The organism is Luteimonas sp. GW821-FHT14E02 (genome assembly GCF_058803905.1).
In genome coordinates, this window is record NZ_JBXAPK010000013.1 from 79,236 (window position 1) to 101,697 (window position 22,462).

Annotated in this window: 23 protein-coding genes and 4 tRNA genes; 18 read left to right on the top strand and 9 right to left on the bottom strand. The window is 65.9% G+C overall.

Features of this window, described 5'->3' with window-relative positions; translation table 11 throughout:
- The first annotated feature begins 58 nt into the window (after positions 1–58).
- The 3 genes from AC1RNP_RS17860 to AC1RNP_RS17870 are packed head-to-tail and all read left to right on the top strand — an operon-like array spanning position 59 to position 2,218.
- Entirely contained in the window at positions 59–1,333 is a 1,275-nt protein-coding gene (locus AC1RNP_RS17860) for a YihY family inner membrane protein (protein WP_493052669.1), read from the top strand.
- Positions 1,330–1,938 (top strand): TlpA family protein disulfide reductase, encoded by a 609-nt coding sequence (locus AC1RNP_RS17865; RefSeq protein ID WP_493052645.1) that lies wholly within the window; start codon positions 1,330–1,332, stop codon positions 1,936–1,938. Before AC1RNP_RS17860 ends, AC1RNP_RS17865 begins: the two co-directional genes overlap by 4 nt.
- Before the next feature lies 1 nt (position 1,939).
- The gene (locus AC1RNP_RS17870) at positions 1,940–2,218 is read left to right on the top strand and encodes an acylphosphatase (protein WP_493052646.1); all 279 of its coding nucleotides are present in this window, start codon (positions 1,940–1,942) and stop codon (positions 2,216–2,218) included.
- Positions 2,219–2,232: 14 nt separating this feature from the next.
- Here the strand turns inward: AC1RNP_RS17870 and AC1RNP_RS17875 are convergent, their stop codons facing one another.
- Both AC1RNP_RS17875 and AC1RNP_RS17880 read right to left on the bottom strand, forming a co-directional pair.
- Positions 2,233–3,126: a DUF2145 domain-containing protein gene (locus tag AC1RNP_RS17875; protein WP_493052647.1), complete on the bottom strand. Its 894-nt coding sequence runs from the start codon at positions 3,124–3,126 to the stop codon at positions 2,233–2,235.
- On the bottom strand, positions 3,123–3,554 hold the full coding sequence (locus tag AC1RNP_RS17880; protein WP_493052648.1) for a hypothetical protein: 432 nt from the start codon (positions 3,552–3,554) through the stop codon (positions 3,123–3,125). Before AC1RNP_RS17880 ends, AC1RNP_RS17875 begins: the two co-directional genes overlap by 4 nt.
- 114 nt (positions 3,555–3,668) lie before the next feature.
- Here AC1RNP_RS17880 and AC1RNP_RS17885 point away from each other — a divergent pair, with 114 nt between their 5' ends.
- Entirely contained in the window at positions 3,669–4,415 is a 747-nt protein-coding gene (locus tag AC1RNP_RS17885; protein ID WP_493052649.1) for a helix-turn-helix domain-containing protein, read from the top strand.
- A gap of 27 nt (positions 4,416–4,442) precedes the next feature.
- On the opposite strand, the gene ppk2 is transcribed toward AC1RNP_RS17885, so the two are convergent.
- From ppk2 to moaB, 3 genes are read right to left on the bottom strand one after another with little or no spacing between them, the layout of a single operon-like run.
- Positions 4,443–5,222, bottom strand: coding sequence for a polyphosphate kinase 2 (ppk2, locus tag AC1RNP_RS17890; RefSeq protein WP_493052650.1), 780 nt, complete (start codon positions 5,220–5,222; stop codon positions 4,443–4,445).
- 10 nt (positions 5,223–5,232) lie between these two features.
- Positions 5,233–5,568: a helix-turn-helix domain-containing protein gene (locus AC1RNP_RS17895; protein WP_493052651.1), complete on the bottom strand. Its 336-nt coding sequence runs from the start codon at positions 5,566–5,568 to the stop codon at positions 5,233–5,235.
- A 2-nt stretch (positions 5,569–5,570) separates the two neighbouring features.
- The gene (moaB, locus tag AC1RNP_RS17900; RefSeq protein WP_493052652.1) at positions 5,571–6,143 is read right to left on the bottom strand and encodes a molybdenum cofactor biosynthesis protein B; all 573 of its coding nucleotides are present in this window, start codon (positions 6,141–6,143) and stop codon (positions 5,571–5,573) included.
- Between the two features lie 157 nt (positions 6,144–6,300).
- Between moaB and AC1RNP_RS17905 the strand changes: the two genes are divergently transcribed.
- On the top strand, positions 6,301–7,656 hold the full coding sequence (locus tag AC1RNP_RS17905) for an amidohydrolase family protein (protein WP_493052653.1): 1,356 nt from the start codon (positions 6,301–6,303) through the stop codon (positions 7,654–7,656).
- A gap of 1 nt (position 7,657) precedes the next feature.
- Here the strand turns inward: AC1RNP_RS17905 and AC1RNP_RS17910 are convergent, their stop codons facing one another.
- From AC1RNP_RS17910 to hemA, 4 genes are all read right to left on the bottom strand, one after another.
- Complete coding sequence (locus AC1RNP_RS17910; RefSeq protein ID WP_493052654.1) at positions 7,658–9,427, bottom strand: O-linked N-acetylglucosamine transferase, SPINDLY family protein; 1,770 nt, start codon at positions 9,425–9,427, stop codon at positions 7,658–7,660.
- Between the two features lie 14 nt (positions 9,428–9,441).
- A complete protein-coding gene (locus tag AC1RNP_RS17915; protein WP_493052655.1) occupies positions 9,442–9,894 on the bottom strand; it encodes a GNAT family N-acetyltransferase in 453 nt (150 codons plus the stop codon).
- A gap of 73 nt (positions 9,895–9,967) precedes the next feature.
- Positions 9,968–11,071 (bottom strand): peptide chain release factor 1, encoded by a 1,104-nt coding sequence (gene prfA, locus AC1RNP_RS17920; RefSeq protein ID WP_493052656.1) that lies wholly within the window; start codon positions 11,069–11,071, stop codon positions 9,968–9,970.
- Positions 11,072–11,132: 61 nt separating this feature from the next.
- Positions 11,133–12,440: a glutamyl-tRNA reductase gene (gene hemA / locus AC1RNP_RS17925; RefSeq protein WP_493052657.1), complete on the bottom strand. Its 1,308-nt coding sequence runs from the start codon at positions 12,438–12,440 to the stop codon at positions 11,133–11,135.
- 208 nt (positions 12,441–12,648) lie between these two features.
- On the opposite strand from hemA, the gene AC1RNP_RS17930 reads away from it, so the two are divergent.
- From AC1RNP_RS17930 to AC1RNP_RS17990, 13 genes are all read left to right on the top strand, one after another.
- Positions 12,649–14,340 (top strand): tetratricopeptide repeat protein, encoded by a 1,692-nt coding sequence (locus AC1RNP_RS17930; protein ID WP_493052658.1) that lies wholly within the window; start codon positions 12,649–12,651, stop codon positions 14,338–14,340.
- On the top strand, positions 14,337–15,332 hold the full coding sequence (lolB, locus tag AC1RNP_RS17935; protein ID WP_493052659.1) for a lipoprotein insertase outer membrane protein LolB: 996 nt from the start codon (positions 14,337–14,339) through the stop codon (positions 15,330–15,332). Before AC1RNP_RS17930 ends, lolB begins: the two co-directional genes overlap by 4 nt.
- A gap of 10 nt (positions 15,333–15,342) precedes the next feature.
- Positions 15,343–16,221, top strand: coding sequence for a 4-(cytidine 5'-diphospho)-2-C-methyl-D-erythritol kinase (gene ispE, locus AC1RNP_RS17940; RefSeq protein WP_493052660.1), 879 nt, complete (start codon positions 15,343–15,345; stop codon positions 16,219–16,221).
- Positions 16,222–16,265: 44 nt separating this feature from the next.
- Positions 16,266–16,342: transfer RNA gene (locus AC1RNP_RS17945), tRNA-Gln, on the top strand.
- A 170-nt stretch (positions 16,343–16,512) separates the two neighbouring features.
- Entirely contained in the window at positions 16,513–17,472 is a 960-nt protein-coding gene (locus AC1RNP_RS17950) for a ribose-phosphate diphosphokinase (protein WP_226470311.1), read from the top strand.
- A 142-nt stretch (positions 17,473–17,614) separates the two neighbouring features.
- Positions 17,615–18,268 carry a 50S ribosomal protein L25/general stress protein Ctc gene (locus AC1RNP_RS17955; protein ID WP_493052661.1) on the top strand — a complete coding sequence of 218 codons (654 nt, stop codon included), beginning with the start codon at positions 17,615–17,617 and terminating at the stop codon, positions 18,266–18,268.
- Positions 18,269–18,346: 78 nt separating this feature from the next.
- Entirely contained in the window at positions 18,347–18,970 is a 624-nt protein-coding gene (gene pth / locus AC1RNP_RS17960; protein ID WP_493052662.1) for an aminoacyl-tRNA hydrolase, read from the top strand.
- An 84-nt stretch (positions 18,971–19,054) separates the two neighbouring features.
- Positions 19,055–20,146, top strand: a complete 1,092-nt coding sequence (gene ychF / locus AC1RNP_RS17965; protein WP_493052663.1) for a redox-regulated ATPase YchF — start codon at positions 19,055–19,057, stop codon at positions 20,144–20,146.
- An 86-nt stretch (positions 20,147–20,232) separates the two neighbouring features.
- Positions 20,233–21,294, top strand: a complete 1,062-nt coding sequence (locus AC1RNP_RS17970; protein WP_493052670.1) for an isoaspartyl peptidase/L-asparaginase family protein — start codon at positions 20,233–20,235, stop codon at positions 21,292–21,294.
- Positions 21,295–21,372: 78 nt separating this feature from the next.
- Positions 21,373–21,458 (top strand) — tRNA-Tyr (locus tag AC1RNP_RS17975).
- A 21-nt stretch (positions 21,459–21,479) separates the two neighbouring features.
- Positions 21,480–21,553, top strand: a tRNA-Gly gene (locus AC1RNP_RS17980).
- Between the two features lie 48 nt (positions 21,554–21,601).
- Positions 21,602–21,677: transfer RNA gene (locus AC1RNP_RS17985), tRNA-Thr, on the top strand.
- Between the two features lie 75 nt (positions 21,678–21,752).
- Positions 21,753–22,462, top strand: a 710-nt coding sequence (locus AC1RNP_RS17990) for an elongation factor Tu (RefSeq protein ID WP_493052664.1), incomplete at its 3' end; no start/stop codon positions are given.

The following is a 22,462-nucleotide window of genomic DNA, read 5'->3' on the forward strand; positions in this document are numbered from 1 at the left end:
GGGAGCCAGAGCCCGCGAGGCGGCGAACCGGATCGCGCACTTTGCTACCCTTCGGATGATGGAACCGCTGGACACCCTCAATCGCTGGAGCGACCGCCTGCGCGACAGCGCCCGCAACCGCACCTTCCTGCGCTTTCTGTGGCGCCGCTTCCTTGACGACCGCCTGTTCGAATCGGCGGGCGCCTTGTCTTACACCACCGTGTTCGCGCTGGTGCCGCTGTCGATGGTGGTGTTCGGCGTGCTGTCGGCGTTCCCGGTGTTCAACCGGCTCAGTACCCAGCTCAGCAACTACGTCTTTTCCAATTTCGTGCCCAGCGCGGCACGGGCGGTGGAAAGCTATCTGCTGCAGTTCTCGCAGAACACCGGGCAGCTGACCGCCGTGGGTGTCATCGCGCTGGTCGTGTCGCTGCTGATCACACTGAACAGCATCGAGTCCGCCTTCAACCGGATCTGGCGGGTGAAGGCGGCGCGGCCGCAGCTGAGCCGTTTCCTCGTCTACTGGACCGTATTGACGCTCGGCACCCTGGTGGCCACCGCCAGTCTGGCGCTGTCGACGCGCTTCTTTGCCCTGGAGATCTTCAAGACCGCATCCGGGCAGTGGCTGGAAGGCACGATGCTGCGTCTGACGCCGATGCTGATCGAGCTGGCCGCGTTCACAGCGCTGTATCGCGTCGTGCCGCACCGCACCGTGCGCTGGCGCTATGCCGTCGCCGGCGCCCTGTTGGCGACGATCCTGCTGGAAATCATGAAGTGGGGCGTCGGCCTGTATCTGGTCAATTTCGGTTCCTACCAGAAGATCTATGGAACACTGGCCTCTGCGCCGATCTTCCTGCTGTGGATCTACTTCAGCTGGATCGCGGTGCTGCTTGGCGCCTCGTTCGCCTCGTCGATCTCGGCGTTCCGTTATCAGCCCGTTTCGATGCGCCTGCCTGTCGGCTACGAAATCTACGCGCTGTTGCGCATGCTGGGCCGCTTCGTCAATGCGCGGCAGGAAGGCCGCGGTCTGCACAGCGACGAGATTCAGGAACTGGAGCCGATGCTCACCGATACCCTGGTGCAGCAGGTATTGTTCCAGCTCAGCGAGATCCGCCTGCTGACGCGCGCGGAATCCGGAGAATGGGTGCTCGCGCGCGACCTTGACGACCTGACGCTCGCCGAACTCTACGAAGCCTGCAACCTGCGCATCCCGGTCGGCGAGGCCATGCTGCCGTGCCGCGACGATGCACTGGGCGCGACGGCCATCGGCATCCTGGACGAACTGCGCGTCCCCCTGCGCGATCTGCTCAAGCGTCGCGTCTCCGGTTTGTACGATCTTCCCAAGGAATCCCCATGAAACGTGTCCTGCTCGCCGTTTGTTTCGCCGCACTCGCGTTGTCCGCCTGCAAGCGTCCCGAAACGGAAGCGGGCAAGGAAACGCCGACACCGGCAGCGGCGCCCGCAGCGACGCAGCCACCACAAGGCCAGACGCCGCCTGCCTCGGAACCGGCCAAGCCGGCCGACGACACGGCGGCGGCAAAACCCGAAACGCCGGCACTGCGCATCGCCACGCTCGACGGCAAGCAGTTCGACCTTGCCGCGCATCGCGGCAAGTGGGTCGTGGTGAATTTCTGGGCCACCTGGTGCGCGCCGTGCCGCAAGGAGATGCCGGAACTGTCGGCGCTGGATGCGATGCGCGAGAACATCGATGTGATCGGCCTGGCCTATGAAGAGATCGAGCCGAAAGAGTTGCAGGATTTCCTGCAGAAACATCCAGTGGTCTATCCGATCGCCATCGTCGACGTCTACGACCCGCCGGCGGATTTCGCCACGCCGCGCGGCTTGCCGATGACCTATCTGATCGCGCCGGATGGCAAGGTCGCCAAGCATTTCCTCGGCCCGGTCACCGCGAAGGAAATCGAAACCGAGATCGCCATAGCGGGAAGCAAGCCGGGCGCCTGAGATGCCCGCAGAATCGGCCGCCCGCTTCTACGTCGCCGGCAAGGTGCAGGGCGTGTTCTTCCGCGCTTCCACGCGCGAGCAGGCGGTGCGGCTCGGATTGCGCGGCTATGCCAGGAATCTCGCCGACGGGCGCGTTGAAGTGCTCGCGGCCGGCGATTCGGCAGCGCTGGAAGCCTTGGCGGACTGGTTACGCCACGGCCCGCCGCATGCGCGCGTGGACGCGCTCGCTCGCGAGCCCGCGCGTGCGGACGAGGCCGGCGACGGTTTCGTCACTTCCTGATCGCAAGGGCTTGCTCAGCCCGGACCTGGCCGAGCCTGTAGAACGCCGTTGCGCCACTCGGTCTGTTTGACCACATAACCGCGCGTATCGAGATAACGGAAGATCGAGCGCACCGTCACGACTGGATAGTCGCCGGACAAACGCGTGCCGACGCTATGGTCGGTGAAGGCGACGTTGGTGGAGAACAGTCCGCCGAGGATGCGCTTGCTGTAAGGAATGTGGATGCGATCGGGAGTGAAGCCGTCGTTCCGCGCGGATGCATACGCCTCGCGCCGATTCTTCACCATCGTTGAAGTCGGCAACGCGGGGGCCAGCATCTCCAGCACCCAGGCGGTGGAATTCTGATAGTCGATGCTGCCGGGTCTGGCGATGAGGTTGTAATGCGGTTGATGCAGAGCCCGGCGCGGCAAGTCGCGCAGATGTCCGGTCAGCTTCGCGGAGATATCCGGTTGCAGCCAGAGGATGCGCGCATCCTGGTTCACCAGATCGTCGGCGAAGAAATTCACCAGCCCTTGCGCATGCAGGCCCGAACGATCCGTGCCGCAGTCGTTGAGCAGATGCAGTACGGTCCAGCGGCCGTCCGGATGATCGCGCAGTGCGAAGCCGATGTGGCTGTAGACCAGGCCATGCGCGGAAAGGTCGGTGCCGACGCGTGCAACCAGCGCAACCGGCGCATCACTGTTGTCGAGTGCCTTCGCGGTACGCAATGCCGTTTCCGCGGCATTCGCCAATTTTGCGGCATCGATGGTCTGCTCATCGCATGCGGTTCCGGCGTGCCCCGGTATCGGGAGCGTGATGAAGACGATCGCCGCACTGGCGGCCAGTCCGATCTTGAACAAACCGGTCTTGAACAAACCGTTCTTGAGCAGGTCGGTCTTGAGCACGCCGATCCCGAGCGAGTGCTTCACGAGTCGAGCCTGCGCGTATGAATCAATTCGCGTGCCGCGTCATTGGCGATGAAACACAACGCCTCACCGCCCGCGCTCAACAACCACCCGGGCGCAACCACGGTGACGCTGACTGCGACGCCAGCCACCAGCGCCATCCTCTCGGCGGCCTCGGCCGAAACGCGAACCACGAAGGACACGCCGGCGCCCACCGCCGACACGGTGATCGCGACCGCCTCGCCACTCGCGGCGACACCGGTGACGACGAACCTGGCGCCTTCGGACAACGCTGTGGCGACCGCGGCCGGAACCTCGATCGAGGCATCCAGGCTGGCGGTGGACTGGCGGCTGGCGGCATCGGACTGCACAGCGGTGAAACCGGGCAGGGCGGCGACCAGCAAGCCCAGGGCCAGGGGGAATCGAAGCAGTGATGCGGATTTGCGCGACATGGCGACGACTCGGCGGTGAACTGCGGCGCAGCCTTGTCCCGAGTTCGGCGTCGGTCAATAATCATCGACGAGGTTTCGCCAGGATCGCCGCCAGGAATAGGATTTCGATACCCCATGACCGTTGCCGTCGATCTCATCCAGGCCCTGAAGCGGATTCTGCGCGCCCAATCGCTGACCTACCGCGACCTGGCCCTGCGCCTGCACCTGAGCGAGGCCGCGGTGAAGCGCATGTTCTCGCTGCGGGCGATGAGCCTGCAGCGGCTGGAGGAAATCTGCGACGTGCTCGACGTCGGCCTGGCCGAACTCAGCGCCGAGGCGGCGCGCGGCCGAGTTTCGCTGGCCAGCCTGAGCGCGGAACAGGAACAGGCGCTGGTGGACGATCCACAACTGTTGCTGGCGATGTTCCTGACGTTGAACCGCTGGCGCCAGGAAGACGTGCAAGCGCATTTCACCTTCACCACGCCGCAGTGGACGGCGTTGCTGGTGAGACTGGATCGCCTCGGCATCATCGAGCTGATGCCCGGCAATCGCGGCCGTGCGCTGACCACGCGCAATTTCCGCTGGCTCTCGGACGGGCCGATGGAGCGCTATTTCCGCCACCAGCTGCTCGGCGATTTCTTCGCCGATCCTTTCGATGGCGAACAGGACGCGCTGTTTCTGCTCAGCGGCAGCCTGAGCAGCGCCGGCATCAAGCACCTGAGGCAGCGATTGGGCGAACTGGCGAAGGAATTCGACAACCTGCTGGCGCGTGATGCCACGCTGCCAGCGCAGGAGCGCATGGGCGTAAGCCTGATCCTGGCGCAGAAGCCGTGGCTACTGCAGCTGTTTCATCCTTACCGCCGATCGCAGGAAGGGCGCTAACGCGTCATTGCATCGAAGAAGCGCCGATCAGTTCCGATCGAAAGAAGCGATCGGCTTCAGGGGGCCGAAGCGTTCCTTCTGCGGCTTGCCGGTCAGCTTCTCGAAAGTGAGTTCCTTTTCCGGCACATTCGTTTCCGGCAACCGCGCGAGCAGATCGCGGATCAGGGTCAGGCGGCCGCGGCGCTGGTCGTTGAAATCGACCAGGGTCCATGGTGCATGCTTGGTGTGCGTCGCCTTGAGCATCGCCTCGCGCGCCTTGGTGTAGTCGGCGTAATGCTTGCGCGCTTCCAGGTCGATGGGGGAGAGCTTCCAGCGCTTGAGCGGGTCTTCCAGGCGTTCGGCGAAACGTTCCTCCTGCTCCGCCTGGTCGGTGCACAGCCAGTACTTGAACAGCAGGATGCCATCGTCGATGAGCAGCTTCTCGAAAGCCGGCGCCTGCTTGAGGAAAGCCTGTACCTGCGCCGGCTTCGCGAATCCCATCACCTTCTCGACGCCGGCGCGGTTGTACCAGCTGCGATCGAACAGGACGAGTTCACCGGCGGCAGGCAGGTGCGAGATGTAGCGCTGGAAATACCACTGCGTGGCTTCGCGCTCGTTTGGCTTCGGCAGTGCGGCCACGCGGCACTGGCGCGGATTGAGATGCTCGGTGATCGCGCTGATCGCGCCGCCCTTGCCGGCCGTGTCGCGGCCTTCGAAGATCACCACCACGCGACGACCGGAGTGCGCGAGCCAGCGCGCCATCGCGGCGAGCTCGTTCTGCAGCGGCTCCAGCAGTGTTTCGTATTCCTTGCGTTTGAGTTTCTTCATGGCCGTTCGCCTATCGCTTGCCCGGTTTGCGCTCGGCCATGCTGCGCGCGACTTCCAGCAGCGCGCCTTGCTGGCGCGTGTTGAGCGCGCGATAGGCGGCGAGCAGCGCATGCTCGCCCTTGGTGCGCGCGGGATCGAGCTGGCTGGCGAGTTCGGCAAGCAGTGCGCCCGCCGGTACGCCGAAGGTGCGCGCGAGCGCGTCGAGCTGGTCCTTGCCGGGCAATTTTTCGCCGCGCAGCCAGGCGGAAACGGTGGCCGCGCCCGCGCGTGGAATCGCGGTGGCGATGTCGGTGGCGCTCAGGCCGCGTGCCTTGGCCAGTAACCGTAGAGTCGTCGCAATGGGCATGTTCAAGTGGGGTCCTTTGATCGTCCCTGATCAAGAGCCCGCGCATCCATGTGCGGACTTTCCAATAAGCGGGGTCGCAGCGTGGCGAGATTGCAGGGCTTGGTGCGCGCATCCAGCTGCGCGCGGATGATCTTCTCCCATGCCGTGCGGCAAGCCGATGTGGAGCCCGGCAGGCAGAAGACGAAAGTGCCGTTGGCGAGTCCCGCGAGCGCGCGTGACTGCAGCGACGACGTGCCGATCTCCTCGAACGAAATGGCGCGGAACAGTTCGCCGAAGCCCGGCATTTCCTTGTCCAGCAGCGGCGCGAGCGCTTCCGGCGTGGAATCGCGGCCGGTGAAGCCGGTGCCGCCGGTGACCAGGATGCCGTCGACCGCGGCGTCGGCGATCCAGCGCGACACCACGGCGCGTAACTGGTAGCGGTCGTCGGGAAGAACGAGACGCTCGTGCAGCGCATGACCCTCGGCGCCGAGGGCCTGGGCGAGGTAATCGCCGGAACTGTCGTTCGCGAGGGTGCGCGTGTCCGAGACGGTCAGCAGGCATAGGCGCAGGGGAATGAAGTCGGGAGAGGCAGTCATGGGCGAAGTGTAGGCCTTGCCGGCCCGCTTGGGTCAATGGCCGGGCCCGGTAGCGGAAGTCCTCTCGCTGTCATATCGCAGGGATTGTTTCTTGATCTTCCGTGGATGCGGCATGCATCAAGCTGCGCGATCTGGCTTCCACGATGAGATAGAGACGATGAAACTACGATGGCGGCTGCTGGCGGGCCGATTCGCGGCCTTGTTGCTCGCGCTGGGTTGCGCTTCGCTCGCGAACGCGCAGGGATCGCGAATCCTGGTGCGCAATGCCGAGCTGGTATTGACGATGGACACGCAGCTGGGACAGGGCGAGCTGGGATCGCTCGAGAAGGCCGATGTCCTGGTCGAGGAGGGCCGGATTGTGCAGGTTGGAAAGAAGCTACCGGCTTTCGGCGCCACGGTGATCGATGCCAGCGGCAAGATCGTGATGCCGGGATTCGTCGATACCCATACGCATTTGTGGCAGTCCATGATCCGCGGCTGCGGCACCGACCAGACCGTGGTGGGCTGGCTGTCCGCATGCATGCGCGACGTCGGACCGCGCATGACGCCGGAGCAGACCTATGCCGCCGTGCGGCTGAGCATTTTTGATGCGATCACCACGGGGGTGACTACCGTCACCGACTGGTCGCACGCGTTCAACGCCGGATTCGCCAATGCGGATCTGCGCGCGCTGACCGATTCGGGACTGCGCTTCGTGTTCGCCTACTGCTTCGATCCGGCGCAGGAAGGCAATATCAGGCGGGTCAAGCGCGAGGTGATCGATCGCAATTCGCTGGCGTACCTGCAGCTGTGCGGCATCGCACGCACTGGCAACGAAGCGGTTCTGGCCGGCATGGTACGGTTGGCTGACGAACTCGGCGTGGACACCAATGTGCATCTGCACGAAAACATCGCCGATCGCCAGAGTGGCCAGATCGCTTCGCTGGAGCAGGCCGGGGCGATCAAGTCGAACCTGATGGTCAATCATGCGATCCATCTCACTGATGAAGAGATCGCGTTGCTCGCCAGCCGCGGAGTACGTGTCGCCCATTGCCCATTGAGCAACATGCGCCTGGCTTCGGGCGTGATCCGAATGCCGGAATTGTTGCAGGCAGGAATCAAGATTGGATTGGGATTGGATGGCGGCACCAACGACACCACGGACATGTTCAACCTGATGCGTGCGGCGGTCGGATTGCAGCGCGCGAGCCGGTTGAGTGCAACGACGCCGCCGACGGTGGCGCAGGTGTTGCGCATGGCGACGCTCGGCGGTGCGGAAGTGCTGGGGCTGGAACGCGAGATCGGATCGCTGACACCGGGCAAGCGCGCGGATCTGATCGTGGTCGATCCGGAGGCGGCGAATTTCGCGCCTCGGGTCGATTGGCCCAGTCAGATCGTCTTCAACGGCCAGCCACGCAATGTCGACACCGTCATCGTCGGTGGCCGGCTGCTCAAGGCGCGGGGCAAGGTGCTCGGGATTTCCGAGGCGGCTTGGGTCGAGCTCGCCGAACGGCTGAGGCGGCCGCTCGATTGAGTCAGCTTTGCGTCGCGCCGGTGAAATCGGCGGGCGCGAGGCCGTTGCGATGGCGTTCCGACATGCGCGTCACGATGGCGGCGAAGTCGGCGGCGAACGCGGTCATGTCGAACAGTCCGGAGGTGGCCACGCGTTCGCGAAGACGCGCGCGCAACGCGGACAGGCGTTCGGGATCGCGTCCGAGCGAGGTCGCGAGCGCGATGTACCCGGCGTCGTCGCGCACATTCATCTCGTCCAGGCCGAGATGATGGTTGAGGCTGCCAGCCACGCGCGCGGCGAAGGTGTCGCCAGGCCGCGTCAGCACCGGGCAGCCGGCCCACAAGGCATCCGAGGCGGTGGTGTGGGCGTTGTAGGGATTGGTGTCGAGGAACAAATCCGCGTGCTGCAGGCGTGCGAGGTATTCGGCCTGCGGCTGCTTGGGCATGAAGACCAGCCGTGAAGCGTCGATGCCGGCCGCCTGCGCGGCCGCGCGCAGGCGCGCATCGGCGTTGCCGGGACCGGACAGCAGCCACAGCACGCTGCCTTCCACCTGTGCCAGCACCGCGAGCGCGCGCGAGAAGCTCGGCGGATTCAATTTGTAGCTGTTGTTGAAGCAGCAGAACACCACGCCGTGTTCCGGCAGGCCGTAGGCGCCGCGCGGTTGCGGTTGGGGAATGGCGCGACGCGTATCGGAAGGCTGGAAGCAGCGCGGCAGCCAGGCCACGCGTTCGGAAAACGATGCCGCGAGCGATGACGGCAGGACGAAAGGATCGGCCAGCACGTAATCGATCCACGGCGCGCCGGAGGTGCCGGGATAGGCGAGCCAGTTCACCTGTAGCGGCGCCGGACGCATCGCCAGTACTTCCGGCGTGCCGCCGCCGCCCCAGCCGCGCAGGTCGAACAGGATTTCGATGCCGGCGTCGCAAATGTGCATGGCGACTTGCGCATGCGGGCGCTGCGCGACGTCATGCAGCTTGTGTGCCGCGGCTTGCAGGCGGCGCCGCACTTCGCTGCCATCGTCGCGATTCAGTGCAAACAAATGTGTTTCGACATCTGAATTCGCGGCAAGCGCTTCGAAGAACGCGACCGTCAGCAGGCCGGTCGGATGCGCGCCGAATCCGTTGGACAGGAATCCGATGCGGAGCGGCGGAGCGGATGTCCGTGGGTTCACGCCTTCGCGGGAGTGACGAACGGGCGGTGTTGCCTGAGGCAGCGGTCGCACGTTCGCCGCGATCGCGCGTGCGCGCAGACGCGCGCATTGCAGCTGCTCGTCGGCGCCCGCGTCTTCGCTGAGGAAAGCGAAAGGTTCGATCACGGCGCGGCCCTGGCGCACGGCCTCGCGGACTTGTTGTGTCAATCGATCCAGATCGCGCCAATCGCAGAGCCGGCGCCGCCACGCCAACAGATAGGCGGCGATCGCCGGGTCGGGCGCGAGCCGGTAGGCGTGCGTGTACGCGTCGTTGGCGGCCTCGGCTTCGCCGACGTCCTCGAGCACATGGCCGAGCCAGAGGGCGATGCCGGGATGATTCGGCGCATTGCGCGAGGCCGCGCGCAGGCTCGCGGCGGCTTCGGCGTGGCGCCCCTGCATCCATTGCGCATAGCCGAGTCGCGCGAGTGCTTCCGGGTGTCCGGGCGCGAGCGTGAGCGCGCGTTGCGCCGCCGCGGCGCCCGCGTTGGCATCGCCCGCGTCGAGTTCGGCTTCCGCGAGCAGGACCCAGGCCATGGCATTGCGCGGTTCGCGCTCGACGGCGCGTCTGGCGGCCAGGCGACGCGGGTCGTCGCGATGGGACATCGCGCGCGCTCCGGTCAATCCGTGAGTGACAGGCGGAAGCGCAGGGTGTCGTCGAATGCCTGCCAGCCTTGAGCGCGATACAGCGCCTGCGCGGTGAGATTGTCCGGTGTGGTTTCCAGTTCGAGACGTGCGGCGCCGTCCGCGCGCGCGAAATCCGCGGCGGCCCGCAGCAAGCCCTGGGCGACGCCGTGGCGGCGTGCCTCCGGCGCGACGAACAGATCGTTGAGGATCCAGACGCGCGCGGCGCGCACCGAGGAGAACATCGGATACAACTGGGTGAAGCCGGCGGGCGCGTTGTCGACGTGTCCGAGGAAGATCACCGATTCGCCGCGTTCCAGGCGCGCCTGCAGGAAGTTGCGCGCGAGTTCGGGTTCCGGGCGTTGCTCGTAGAAACCGCGATAGGCGTCGAACAGGGGCGTGAGAGCGTCGAGATCGTCGAGATTGGCGCGGCGGATGGAGGTCTTCATCGCTCCAGTTTCTCACGAGAGAGGGATAAGGAAACTCGTCATCCCGGCTTTCGCCGGAATGACGAGCAAGAACTCAGGTCGCAGCCGTCAACTGCGCCAATTCGTCGGCCTGGTGTTCGCGCGACAGACGCTCGATCAGCGCATCTAGCGCGCCTTCCATCACATTAGGCAGATCGTAGAGCGTGAGCCCCTCGATGCGATGGTCGGTGATGCGTCCCTGTGGAAAGTTGTAGGTGCGGATGCGCTGGCTGCGATCGCCGCTGCCGACCTGCAGGCGTCGCGTCTCGGCGGTGGCTGCGGCTTGTTTCGCCGCTTCGGCCTCGGCGAGCGTCGCCTTCAGGCGTTTCATGGCCTTGTCGCGGTTGGCGTGCTGCGAGCGCTCGGTCTGCGATTCAACCACGATCCCGCTTGGCACGTGGGTGATGCGGATCGCCGATTCGGTCTTGTTGACGTGCTGGCCACCGGCGCCGGAGGAGCGGAAGGTGTCGACCTTCAGGTCGGCGGGATTGATCTCGATCGGCGCGCTGTCTTCGGCGATCGGAATGATCGCGACCGTCGCGGCGGAGGTGTGGATGCGGCCCTGCGATTCGGTTTCCGGCACGCGCTGCACGCGATGCGTGCCGGATTCGAATTTCAGGTGCGCATAGGCGCCGCGTCCTTCGACGCGCGCGATGATTTCGCGGAAGCCGCCGTGTTCGCCGGGATTGGCCGATTCCACTTCCACGCGCCAGCCCTGGCGTTCGGCGTAGCGCGAATACATGCGGAACAAATCGCCGGCGAAGATCGCGGCTTCATCGCCGCCGGTGCCGGCGCGGATTTCCAGATACAGGTCGCCGTCGTCGCGCGCATCGCGCGGGACGAGCAGAGCCATCAATGCGGTGTCGAGTTCGGCCAGTCGCGCGTTGGCGGCGTCGATCTCCTCGTCGGCGAGTTTGCGCAGGTCGGGCTCGTTCTGAAGCGAGGGATCGTTGCGCATCGCCTCGGCGGCGGCGAGGTCGTCGCGCGCGCGCGCCTCGTCGGCGAGCGCGCTCGCGACCGGTTCGAGCTGCGCGAATTCGCGCGAGTAGGCGCGGAAGCGCTCCTGGTCACCGACCACGCCGGGATCGGCGAGCAATCGTTCGAGTTCGTCGCGGCGCTCGGCCAGGGCCTCGAGCTTACGGCGCAGGGTAGGGAGCATGTGTGGGAAACCGGAAATGGAAGATCGGGAATCGGCGACGACGAGAACGGAATTGTCGTCGCTACGATTCCCGGTCTCCAATGTCCGATGTCCCGCTTTCAGCGATGTCCGATGGCCGCTTTCCGCTTTCCGGAATCAGCTTGTCGACCGCGCGCAGCAGATCGATATCGCCCGTCACCGCCGCTTCGCGCAGCGCCGCCGTCGGTGGATGCAGCAGGCGGTTGGTCAGCGTGTGGGCCAGGAATTCGAGCACGGCTTCCGGCGCGTGGCCGGCGGCCAGCTGCTGCTTGGCCTTGGCCAGCACGTCGCTGCGCGTGGATTCGCCATGCGCGCGCAGGCGCTTGAGCGGTTCGTTGCGGCTGCCGGCGGCCAGTGTCTCGGCGTAGCGGGCCACCTGCAGTTCGACGATGGCCTCGGCCTCGTCGGCCGCTTCGCGGCGGCCGCGGCGGTTGTCCTCCACCGCGCGTTCGAGATCGTCGACGGTGTAGAGGAAGACGTCGCCAAGTTCGGCGACGTCGGTGGCGATGTCGCGCGGCACTGCGAGATCGAGCAGCAGCATCGGGCGGTGCCTGCGCGCCGCGAGCGCAGTGGCGACCTGCGCGCGCGACAGGATCGGCTCGCGCGCGGCGGTGGCGGAGAAGACGATGTCGGCCGAGAACAGATGGTGGCCGAGTTCCTCCAGCGGCAGCGGCACGCCATCGTGACGCGCGGCCAGCTCCTGCGCGTGCACGTAGGTGCGGTTGGCGACCAGCAGGCGCTTCACCTTGGCCTGTGACAGGTGGCGTGCGACCAGTTCGATGGTTTCGCCGGCACCGATCAGCAGCACCACCGAATCCGACAGCCGCGCGAACGATTCCTGCGCCAGCCGCACCGCCATCGAGGCCACCGACACCGGGCTGTTGCCGATGCGGGTTTCGGTGCGCGCGCGCTTGGCGGTGACGAAGGCGTGCTGGAAGACGCGATCGAGCTGGCCACCCATCGTGCCGGCGCCGCGCGCGGCGGCCCAGGCCTGTTTCACCTGACCGAGGATCTGCGGCTCGCCCAGCACCAGCGAATCCAGCCCGGTGGCGACGCGGAACAGATGGCGCACGGCATCGGCATCACGATGACGATAGAGATAGGCATGCAGATCGGTGCTGCCGTCGGCCGGGTGCGTGGCGAGCCAGTCCGTCAGCACCTGTCCGTCGCCGTCGGCTTCGGCATACAGCTCGGTGCGGTTGCAGGTGGACAGCAGCGCCACTTCATGAACCCCCGGCAGCGCACGCAGCGCCGACAGGGCGCCCGGCACGGCGTCGTCGCCGAAGGCGACGCGCTCGCGCAGGGCGACCGGCGCGGTCTGGTGGTTGATGCCGAGGACGAACAGGCTCATGGCTGGCTGGTGGGCTTGCTATGACAGTGGAAATGGCGCCATACCGGCTGTGGTGCAACTGTGATGGCGTTCGAAACTTTCGGTCCGCCGGTTCGGTCTCACGGCCGATGTCGATGGAACATCGGTTAAGCGCTGAGGCCTCATTCGTTCAGTTGCGTGCGATAAGCTCCTCTTATGAGGTCGTCATTCTACGGCCTGGCAGTGTCCGATGCGTTTTTCCCTGATTTTGCTGCTCTCTGCCGTCGTTCTGGCCCCCCCGGCGCTGGCGCTGGACCGCCCGGCCGGTGAAGCGAAGGTTTCACGATCGGCCAAGCCCCCGGCCGCCGACACCCTGACCGCGACCCTGGCCGGCGAATACGCCCTGCAGGCCGGGCGGCTGGAGGAAGCCGTCGACTGGTACCTGCAGGCCGCGCGCAGCGCCGACGGCGACGCCGGGCTGGCCGAGCGCGCCACCCGCATCGGCCTGCTCGCCAAGGACAACGCCCGCAGCGAGCAAGCCCTGGCGCTGTGGCGGCAGCGCGCGCCGGCGTCGCTGGGGATGCGCAAGGCCGAGGCCATCCTCGCGCTGCGCAACGACGACGAGCGCACCGCGCGCAAGCTGCTGGAAGCGATGATGCGCGACCCCGATCCGGACGGCTGGCGGGAGGCGGTCCGCGCGATCGGATCCGGGACACGCAATCCGAACGTGGCCGCCGACCTGCTGCGGCAGCTGGTCGACGCCGGCGCCGTCCCGAACGAACTGCAGGCGTGGCTGACCGTGGGCGGACTGGCGCAGCAGCTCGGCGAGCCCGCGCTGGCCGAGCGCGTCGTCAAGGACGTGATCAAGCGTTTCCCGAACGAACCGCGCGTGGGTCTGCTGCACGCCAACCAGCTGCGCCAGGCCGGGAAGCCCGAGGAAGCGCGCCAGGCACTCGCCGCGATCGACGAGCGCGCGATGCTCATGCCGGAACTGCGCATGCTCGTCGCCAGCGAATACAACAATCTCGATGATCCCAAGACCGCGGCCGACGTGCTCGCGAACGGACCGCAGACCGAGGACACCTGGGGCCTGCGCGCCGTGCTGCTCGACAAGGCCAAGGACAAGCCGGCGCTGCAGGCGCTCTACGACGAACTCAATCGCGACTCCGCCAGTCCCGATTCCGAACGCCGCCTGCTGCTCGGGCAGGTCGCGGAATTCCTCGAACGCTACGACGAGGCGTTGAACTGGTACGGCAGCATCCCCGGCGGCCCGGATCGCATGCGCGCCCGGCTGCACTCGGCCAAGCTGCTGCACGACATCAAGCGCAAGGATCAGGCGTTTGCCGACCTGCGCGCGATGCAGTCGGACGCCGCCATCGACGACGAGACACGCAGCAACGCCTACCTGCTGGAAGCGGAACTGCGCAAGGAAGACCAGGACGACCAGGGCGAGTTCGACGCCTACGCGCGCGGCCTCGCCGCCTATCCCGACGACAGCGCGCTGCTGTATTCGCGCGCGCTGATGTGGGAGCGCCGCGACGACGTGCCGCGCGCGGAAGCCGACCTGCGCAAGATTCTCGTTGCCGAACCGGACAACACCAGCGCGCTCAACGCGCTCGGCTACACGCTCGCCGACCGCACCACGCGCTATGCCGAGGCGCTGGAACTGATCGATCGCGCCCGCGTCGCCGAACCCGACAACGGCGCCATCATCGACAGCCACGGCTGGGTGCTGTATCGCCTCGGCCGCAAGGAGGAGGCGCTGGTCGAACTGCGTCGCGCCTACACGCTGTCGAAGGATCCGGAGATCGCCGCCCACATCGCCGAAGTGCTGTGGATGAGCGGCAAGAAGGACGAGGCGCGCAAGTATTTCGACGAGGCGCGCAAGCTCGATCCGGACAACCGTTCGCTCAAGCGCGCGCTGGAGAAAACGGGCGCATGACGTTGCGGGTTTTCGTGCTTGCCGCGGCCATGCTCGCGCTCGCCGCGTGCACGACGACGCCACGCCGGGGCGTGCCGCCGCAGGGCGTCCTCGCCGACGCGGGCGAGCGCGAAGCCGCGCGCGCGACACGGCTGCGGGCGATCCGCGATTGGTCGTTCACCGGACGCATCGCCGTTTCCAACGGCCGCAACGGCGGCAGCGGCCGCATCGAATGGCGCCAGCAGGGCGATCGTTACGAGGTCGCGCTCAGCGCTCCGATCACGCGCCAGAGCTGGCGCCTGACCGGCGGTCCCGACGGCGCGCGCCTGGAAGGCCTCGAAGGCGGCACGCGACAAGGTCCCGATGCGGCCAGTCTGTTGTTCCAGGCGACCGGCTGGGAGATTCCGGTGACCGCGCTCGCCGACTGGCTGCGTGGCTTGCAGGCCGAGGGCGCGGCCGAGCCCAAGATCGAACCAGGCTGGGATGGCCGCCCGCTGAAGATCGAGCAGGGCGGGTGGAGCATCGACTACGAATGGCCGGAGCAGGGCGATCTGCCGAAGCGGCTCGATGCCCGGCGTGATCAGGCGCGGGTCAAGCTGGTGGTCGATAGCTGGCAATCAGCCGCATCAGCTGACGGGAATCGGGATGCTACGCGGCCTGAGCTTGGGTTTTCTGAGGCAAACAAGGAAACGCTCCGGCGAGAACTGGAGGCGGTGAATCTCGAAGACCCATCGGCCGATGTGCGCATCCACATCATGCGCGGTGACCTGCGCGCCGTGGGCATCTGCGGATATGCATGTTTTGCGCCCGGCATGCAGTCGGAAGAGGCTCGTTCACGTGGTATGCGAGTGCTGCTCGGGACCAGTGATGCGATCGAAGATGGAGACCATATGGCTTTGATAGTCAAAGCGCACCGATATGCCCGCGCTTACAACACTGCTCTGCATCAATGGCCGAACCTGCAACAGTCGGTACCGCAGTCTGCACTTGAAATACCCCTAGGCGCTGAATAGTTCCGTATTCATGACTCCGAGCAACTCGAAGCAGGCTTGGTCCGCCTGGCCCGCGCCGGCCAAGCTGAACCTGTTTCTCCAGATCACCGGTTGTCGGGCGGATGGGTATCACCTGTTGCAGACCGTATTCAGGCTTCTGGACTGGGGTGACACGATCCGGTTGCGGGTGCGTGCCGACGGTGTCGTTGCTCGGCATGGAAGCTCCGTCGATGGTGTCGCGGAAGCGGATGATCTCGCTGTCAGAGCGGCGAAATTGCTTCAATCTGCGTCCAATTCCAGAAAAGGTGCCGATATCGTCGTCGAAAAGGCGATTCCGGCCGGTGCCGGCTTCGGTGGTGGCTCCTCGGACGCCGCTACCGTGCTCGTGGCGCTGAACCAGCTTTGGGGCATCGGGTTCGATACCGATCGCCTGGCCGCTCTCGGCCTGCAACTGGGCGCCGATGTCCCGGTTTTCGTCCACGGCGTCAACGCCTGGGCTGAAGGAGTGGGCGAGGCGCTCACGGCGCTGGACCTGCCCCCGGCCTGGTATCTGCTGGCCGATCCCGGCGTCCATGCCGCCACCGCGGCCTTGTTCCAAGCGCCTGAATTGACGAGAAATGCTCTGCCCGCGACAATATCCGACTTCGTTTCGGGTTCCAGGCTCGGGAATGCGTTCGAGCCCGTGCTGCGCCGCCGCGAACCGGCCGTCGAGGCTGTGTTCGCCGCGCTGTCGCAGGTGGGTTCGCCACGTCTGACCGGGTCGGGTAGCGGCTGCTTCGTCGAATTCGCCGACCGCGAATCCGCGGAGGCTGCGTTGATGCGACTTCCGTCCGGGCTCAAGGCCTGGGTGGCGGAAGGCGCGTCGCGATCGCCGTTGCTGGCTGCGCTCGAAATGTATCGGTTGTCATAAGCAAGTGCGTATTCGTAGGAGCGTTCCTACAGCGTTGCCAGTGCAGGGGCGTCGCCAAGAGGTCCAAGGCACCGGGTTTTGATCCCGGCATTCGCAGGTTCGAATCCTGCCGCCCCTGCCATTACGTGGGTCCCTTCGGCCCGCACGCCTCACCATGCTGATCGCGTGGTTCGATGTGCGGATTTTCCACAAGGAAAGCTCGTGTTGTATGCGGGCTTTTCAAACAAGCCCACATGTTTCGGCATGTGGTTCTAGTGAGCCCCTTCGGTCAGAGCGATGCGGAGCAGGAAAATGAAAGAAGAGAGCAACTTGCTGATCTTCTCGGGTAATGCGAACAAGCCGCTGGCGCAGGCGGTGTGTCGCGAACTCGGGGTGAGGCCGGGCAAGGCGCTGGTCTCGACGTTCTCGGACGGCGAGGTGCAGGTCGAGATTGAAGAAAACGTGCGTCGGCAGGACGTGTTCGTGGTGCAGCCCACCTGCGCGCCCACCGCCGAGCATTTCATGCAGCTGCTGGTGCTGATCGACGCGCTCAAGCGCGCATCGGCCGGCAGCGTCACCGCGGTGGTGCCGTACTTCGGTTACGCGCGGCAGGATCGGCGCCTGCGTTCCTCGCGCGTGCCGATCACGGCCAAGGTGGCGGCGAAGATGATCACCGCCGCCGGCACCGACCGGATGCTGACGGTGGATCTGCACGCCGACCAGATCCAGGGCTTCTTCGACATCCCGGTCGACAACGTGTACGCCTCGCCGCTGCTGCTCGCCGACATCTGGCGCGCGCATGGCACGGACAACCTGATCGTGGTGTCGCCGGACGTCGGCGGTGTGGTGCGCGCCCGCGCAATCGCCAAGCGCCTCGACGATGCGGACCTCGCGATCATCGACAAGCGCCGCCCGAAGGCGAACGTGGCCACGGTCATGAACATCATCGGTGACGTCGAGGGCAAGATCTGCGTGCTCGTCGACGACATCGTCGACACCGCGGGCACCTTGTGCGCGGCGGCGGCGGCACTGAAGGCGCAGGGCGCGACCAAGGTGGTCGCGTACTGCACGCATCCCGTGCTGTCGGGCGCGGCGATCGACAACTTGAACAAATCGCAGCTCGACGAGCTGGTGGTCACCGACACGATCCCGCTGACCGAAGCGGCCAGGGGCTGCGGCCGCATCCGCCAGCTCAGCGTCGCCGAGTTGCTGGCCGAGACGATCCGCCGGGTCGCGTTCGGCGAGTCGGTGAGTTCGCTGTATCTGGATTAAGCGGTCTGGATTGACGCAATTCGCGAGGCGGCCTCGCCGCTCCGCAAACCGGCCTCGGCCGGCGCTTCAGGGCTCTTCTGGTCGCGGAAGAGTCTCATCCCCGCCGCGAGGCGGTTCATCGCAAACAAGTGAGTAAACAGCAATGGCAACCCAACACACAATCACGGCCGCTGGCCGCAAGGACGAGGGGAAAGGTGCGAGCCGCCGCCTGCGTCGTGCGGCGCAGATTCCGGCTGTCATCTACGGCGGTCACGCCGATCCGCAGAGCATCCAGCTCGAGCACGAGAAGACCTGGCTGGCCAGCCAGCACGAGTGGTTCTACTCGTCGATCCTTGATCTGGAAGTCGACGGCAAGGTGCAGAAAGTGCTCCTGCGCGACATGCAGCGTCATCCGTTCAAGCAGCTGATCATGCACCTGGACTTCCAGCGCGTGAGCGAGAACGAGGCGATCCGCGTCTCGGTGCCGCTGCACTTCCTCAACGAGGACAAGTCGCCGGCCGGCAAGTCCACCGAAGTGGTGGTCACGCACGAGCTCAACGAAATCAACGTGAGCTGCCTGCCGAAGGACCTGCCGGAGTACATCGAGGTCGATCTGAGCGACCTCGCGCTCGGCACCACCATCCACCTGTCGCAGATCAAGCTGCCCAACGGCGTGGAAATCCCCGAGCTGAAGCTCGGCGCCGACCATGACGTCGCCGTCGTGGTGGCTCGTCACGCCCGCGTCGAGGAAGAGTCGGCTGCGGAAGGCGAGGAAGCGGCCGGCAACGGCGAGAAGAAGGAAGAAGGCGACAAGTAAGCACGGGTACGTGCTTCCGAACCGGTGGATGAGGCGGTATCGAAGCCCCATCCGCCGTTTTCGGTCTCTGGCTTATTGATGGCAGGCTTGCGACTCATCGTCGGGCTGGGCAATCCCGGTCCCGAACATGCACGGACCCGGCACAACGCCGGGTTCCGTTTTGTCGACGCGCTCGCGGACAAGACCGACGCGCGCTTCAACATCGACAGCAAGCTGTTCGGCGAAAGCGCCAAGGCCGAGATCGGCGGCCGTTCGGTATGGCTGCTCAAGCCGGCGACTTTCATGAACCTCAGCGGCAAGTCGGTGCTGGCCGCACTGCGCTTCTGGAAGATCGAGCCGGAAGAAGCATTGCTGGTGCACGACGAACTCGATCTGCCGCCCGGCGTCGCGCGCCTGAAGTTCGATGGCGGCCATGGCGGCCAGAACGGCCTGCGCGACACCATCCGCGTGCTCGGGCACGGCAAGTTCCATCGCCTGCGCATCGGCATCGGCCATCCCGGCGACAAGAACAAGGTCACCGGTTGGGTGCTGGGCCGCGCATCAAGCGGCGACGACATCGAGATCGCCCGCGCCATCGACGATGCGCTCGACGTGCTGCCGCTGGCAGTGCAGGGCGATATCAACGAAGCGATGAAGCGGTTGCACACGGTTCCGGGAGACGGGAAGCGGGAGGCGGGGGGAAAAAACAAAAACAACGACTGATTGTCACCGGCGTCATCAGACGCGATACGGGAGCTATTGCCTTGCGACGTCTCCCGTTTCCCGTTTCTCACTTCCCGGATTCTCATGGGCATCAAATGCGGCATCGTCGGCCTGCCGAACGTCGGCAAGTCGACGCTTTTCAACGCGCTGACCAAGGCGGGCATCGCCGCGGCCAATTTCCCGTTTTGCACCATCGAACCGAATGTCGGCGTGGTGCCGGTGCCGGACGCGCGCCTCAACGCGCTGTCGGAGATCGTCAAGCCGGTGAGGGTGGTGCCGACGGCGGTCGAGTTCGTCGACATCGCCGGCCTCGTCGCCGGTGCGGCCAGCGGTGAAGGGCTTGGCAACAAATTCCTCGCGCACATCCGCGAAGTCGACGCGATCACGCATGTGGTGCGCTGCTTCGAGCATCCGGACGTCATCCACGTCGCCAACAAGGTCGATCCGATCGCCGACATCGAAACGATCGATACCGAACTGGCGCTGGCCGACCTGGAGTCGGTAGACCGAGCCTTGGCCCGGGCCGAGCGCTCGGCCAAAACCGGCGACAAGGACGCAAAGGCGCGCGTCGAAGTGCTCGCCCGCGTGCGCACAGGCCTGGACGCCGGCAAGCCGGCGCGCGCGCTAGGCCTGTCCGACGACGACAAGGCGATGCTGCGCGATCTGTTCCTGCTCACCCTCAAGCCGGTGATGTACGTGGCCAACGTGCTGGAGGACGGCTTCGAGCACAATCCGCACCTGGACGCCGTGCGTGCGCGCGCCGTGGGCGAGGGCGCCGAAGTGGTGCCGGTGTCGGCGGCGATCGAGGAAGAGCTCTCGCAGCTCGACGATGCCGATCGCGACGCCTTCCTGACCGATCTCGGCCTCGACGAGCCCGGCCTGAACCGCGTGATCCGCGCCGCCTACAAGCTGCTCGGCTTGCAGACCTATTTCACCGCCGGCGTGAAGGAAGTGCGCGCCTGGACAGTCAAGGCCGGCGCCACCGCGCCGCAGGCCGCGGCCGTGATCCACACCGATTTCGAGAAGGGCTTCATCCGCGCCGAGACCATCGGCTACGACGACTTCATCAAGTACAAGGGTGAATCCGGCGCGCGCGATGCCGGCCGTCTGCGCCTGGAAGGCAAGGAATACCGGGTGCAGGAAGGCGACATCCTGCATTTCCGCTTCAACGTCTGAGGCGCGATCGTCAGTCTTCAGGGCAATGGCCAGCCCTTAGAATCGATTCCGGAACATCACTCCGGAGGAAGGGCACGATGAAGGCGATGCGCGGGTTCCTGGCCGTCTCCATGGCGCTGCTGTGCCTGCCGGCGTTCGCGGGCGAGCCTGCCGGCGACACGGTCCTCGCCATCCACGGCGGCGCCGGGGTCATCCGCAAGGGCATGACGCCGGAGTCCGAACAACAGGTCCGGGCGGCCCTGGCGCGGGCCCTGCGCAAGGGCCACGAGCAGCTGTCCGCCGGCAAGCCGGCCCTGGACGCGGTCACGGCCGCGATCACCGTCCTGGAGGACGACCCCCACTTCAACGCCGGCAAGGGTGCGGTCTTCACCCACGAGGGCCGCAACGAGCTGGATGCCTCGCTGATGGACGGCGCCACGCTGAAGGCGGGGGCGGTGGCAGGCGTGCGCCGGGCCAGGAACCCGATCCTGCTGGCGCGGGCGGTCATGGAGCATTCCCCGCATGTGATGCTGACCGGCGAGGGCGCCGAAGCCTTCGCCCAGGCGCAAGGCGTGGAACTGGTCGATCCGGGCTATTTCCGCACTGAGGAGCGCTGGCGGCAGCTGCAGAAGGCCCGCAAGGAAGAGAAAGCCGGGCAGGCCTATTCAGATCCGGAGACCGCAAAGCATTTCGGAACCGTCGGGGCGGTCGCCCGGGACGTCCAGGGCCATCTGGCAGCGGGCACGTCCACCGGCGGGATGACCAACAAGCGCTACGGCCGGGTCGGGGACTCCCCGATCATCGGCGCCGGGACCTACGCCAACACCGCCTGCGCGGTTTCCGGGACCGGGTGGGGCGAGTTCTACATTCGCGTCTCGGCAGCTCATGAGATTTGCGCGCGCATGGCCTACCGCGGCGAAACCGCGGCGCAGGCCGGCGAGGCGGTCATCAACCGGCAGATTCCCGCACTGGGCGGGGACGGCGGTGCCATCGTGCTGGCCGCCGACGGCAGCGTCGCCATGCCGTTCAACACCGACGGCATGTTCCGGGGCTGGATCGGCGCCGACGGGATCCCGCACGTGGCGATCTACGCGGAAGAGAAGCTGCCCATGCCCGTCGGGGCGCGGCAGGCACGCACGGAAGCCCCGGCGCACCCGCCCGGCAATTAGAAATCCGTCGGCAGCCGTTGACATCAAAACGGCCCAGCGTCAAAATCGCGGGCTGTTTCACGGGTTTGCGCAACGACCGGAGGGATACCCAAGCGGCCAACGGGGGCAGACTGTAAATCTGCTGGCTCACGCCTTCGGTGGTTCGAATCCACCTCCCTCCACCAAGCCGGTTCAAGTGTGACGGCGCGGGAGTAGTTCAATGGTAGAACTGTAGCCTTCCAAGCTACTAGTGCGGGTTCGATTCCCGTCTCCCGCTCCATTGATGCTTCCAAGCGTTGATTTCCCGTAATACAGACATATTTTCATCGCTCACGTAGCTCAGTCGGTAGAGCACCTCCTTGGTAAGGAGGAGGTCGATGGTTCGATTCCATTCGTGAGCACCATACAAAGCCTGCGCCCCGTGCGCGGGGCCACCAACGCAACATTCCAGTCATCCAACTGTTCAACGAGAAGCAACCATGGCCAAGGGTAAGTTCGAGCGCACCAAGCCCCACGTGAACGTGGGCACGATCGGTCACGTGGACCACGGGAAGACGACGCTGACGGCGGCGCTGACGAAAGTGGGCGCGGAGCGGTTTGGTGGTGAGTTCAAGGCATACGACCAGATCGACGCGGCGCCGGAAGAGAAGGCGCGCGGCATCACGATCTCGACGGCGCACGTGGAATACGAAAGCCCGACGCGCCACTACGCGCACGTGGACTGCCCGGGACACGCCGACTACGTGAAGAACATGATCACCGGTGCGGCGCAGATGGACGGTGCGATCCTGGTGTGCTCGGCGGCCGACGGCCCGATGCCGCAGACGCGCGAGCACATCCTGCTGGCCCGTCAGGTGGGCGTGCCGTACATCGTGGTGTTCCTGAACAAGGCGGACATGGTGGACGACGCCGAGCTGCTGGAGCTGGTGGAGATGGAAGTGCGTGAGCTTCTGTCGAAGTACGAGTTCCCGGGCGACGACACGCCGATCATCAAGGGATCGGCGCTGAAGGCGCTGGAAGGCGACCAGAGCGAAATCGGCGTGCCGGCGATCCTGCAGCTGGTGGACGCGCTGGACACGTACATCCCGGAGCCGCAGCGCGACGTGGACAAGGCGTTCCTGATGCCGGTGGAAGACGTGTTCTCGATCTCCGGTCGCGGCACGGTGGTGACCGGCCGTATCGAGCGCGG

What these genes read in the sequence shown, in the direction of transcription:
- AC1RNP_RS17860 (WP_493052669.1), top strand. Translation starts at nt 59, where the DNA reads ATGGAACCGCTGGACACCCTCAATCGCTGGAGCGACCGCCTGCGCGAC.
- AC1RNP_RS17865 (WP_493052645.1), top strand. Translation starts at nt 1,330, where the DNA reads ATGAAACGTGTCCTGCTCGCCGTTTGTTTCGCCGCACTCGCGTTGTCC.
- AC1RNP_RS17870 (WP_493052646.1), top strand. Translation starts at nt 1,940, where the DNA reads ATGCCCGCAGAATCGGCCGCCCGCTTCTACGTCGCCGGCAAGGTGCAG.
- AC1RNP_RS17880 (WP_493052648.1), bottom strand. Translation starts at nt 3,554, where the DNA reads ATGTCGCGCAAATCCGCATCACTGCTTCGATTCCCCCTGGCCCTGGGC.
- AC1RNP_RS17885 (WP_493052649.1), top strand. Translation starts at nt 3,669, where the DNA reads ATGACCGTTGCCGTCGATCTCATCCAGGCCCTGAAGCGGATTCTGCGC.
- ppk2 (WP_493052650.1), bottom strand. Translation starts at nt 5,222, where the DNA reads ATGAAGAAACTCAAACGCAAGGAATACGAAACACTGCTGGAGCCGCTG.
- AC1RNP_RS17895 (WP_493052651.1), bottom strand. Translation starts at nt 5,568, where the DNA reads ATGCCCATTGCGACGACTCTACGGTTACTGGCCAAGGCACGCGGCCTG.
- moaB (WP_493052652.1), bottom strand. Translation starts at nt 6,143, where the DNA reads ATGACTGCCTCTCCCGACTTCATTCCCCTGCGCCTATGCCTGCTGACC.
- AC1RNP_RS17905 (WP_493052653.1), top strand. Translation starts at nt 6,301, where the DNA reads ATGAAACTACGATGGCGGCTGCTGGCGGGCCGATTCGCGGCCTTGTTG.
- AC1RNP_RS17910 (WP_493052654.1), bottom strand. Translation starts at nt 9,427, where the DNA reads ATGTCCCATCGCGACGACCCGCGTCGCCTGGCCGCCAGACGCGCCGTC.
- AC1RNP_RS17915 (WP_493052655.1), bottom strand. Translation starts at nt 9,894, where the DNA reads ATGAAGACCTCCATCCGCCGCGCCAATCTCGACGATCTCGACGCTCTC.
- prfA (WP_493052656.1), bottom strand. Translation starts at nt 11,071, where the DNA reads ATGCTCCCTACCCTGCGCCGTAAGCTCGAGGCCCTGGCCGAGCGCCGC.
- hemA (WP_493052657.1), bottom strand. Translation starts at nt 12,440, where the DNA reads ATGAGCCTGTTCGTCCTCGGCATCAACCACCAGACCGCGCCGGTCGCC.
- AC1RNP_RS17930 (WP_493052658.1), top strand. Translation starts at nt 12,649, where the DNA reads ATGCGTTTTTCCCTGATTTTGCTGCTCTCTGCCGTCGTTCTGGCCCCC.
- lolB (WP_493052659.1), top strand. Translation starts at nt 14,337, where the DNA reads ATGACGTTGCGGGTTTTCGTGCTTGCCGCGGCCATGCTCGCGCTCGCC.
- ispE (WP_493052660.1), top strand. Translation starts at nt 15,343, where the DNA reads ATGACTCCGAGCAACTCGAAGCAGGCTTGGTCCGCCTGGCCCGCGCCG.
- AC1RNP_RS17950 (WP_226470311.1), top strand. Translation starts at nt 16,513, where the DNA reads ATGAAAGAAGAGAGCAACTTGCTGATCTTCTCGGGTAATGCGAACAAG.
- AC1RNP_RS17955 (WP_493052661.1), top strand. Translation starts at nt 17,615, where the DNA reads ATGGCAACCCAACACACAATCACGGCCGCTGGCCGCAAGGACGAGGGG.
- pth (WP_493052662.1), top strand. Translation starts at nt 18,347, where the DNA reads ATGGCAGGCTTGCGACTCATCGTCGGGCTGGGCAATCCCGGTCCCGAA.
- ychF (WP_493052663.1), top strand. Translation starts at nt 19,055, where the DNA reads ATGGGCATCAAATGCGGCATCGTCGGCCTGCCGAACGTCGGCAAGTCG.
- AC1RNP_RS17970 (WP_493052670.1), top strand. Translation starts at nt 20,233, where the DNA reads ATGCGCGGGTTCCTGGCCGTCTCCATGGCGCTGCTGTGCCTGCCGGCG.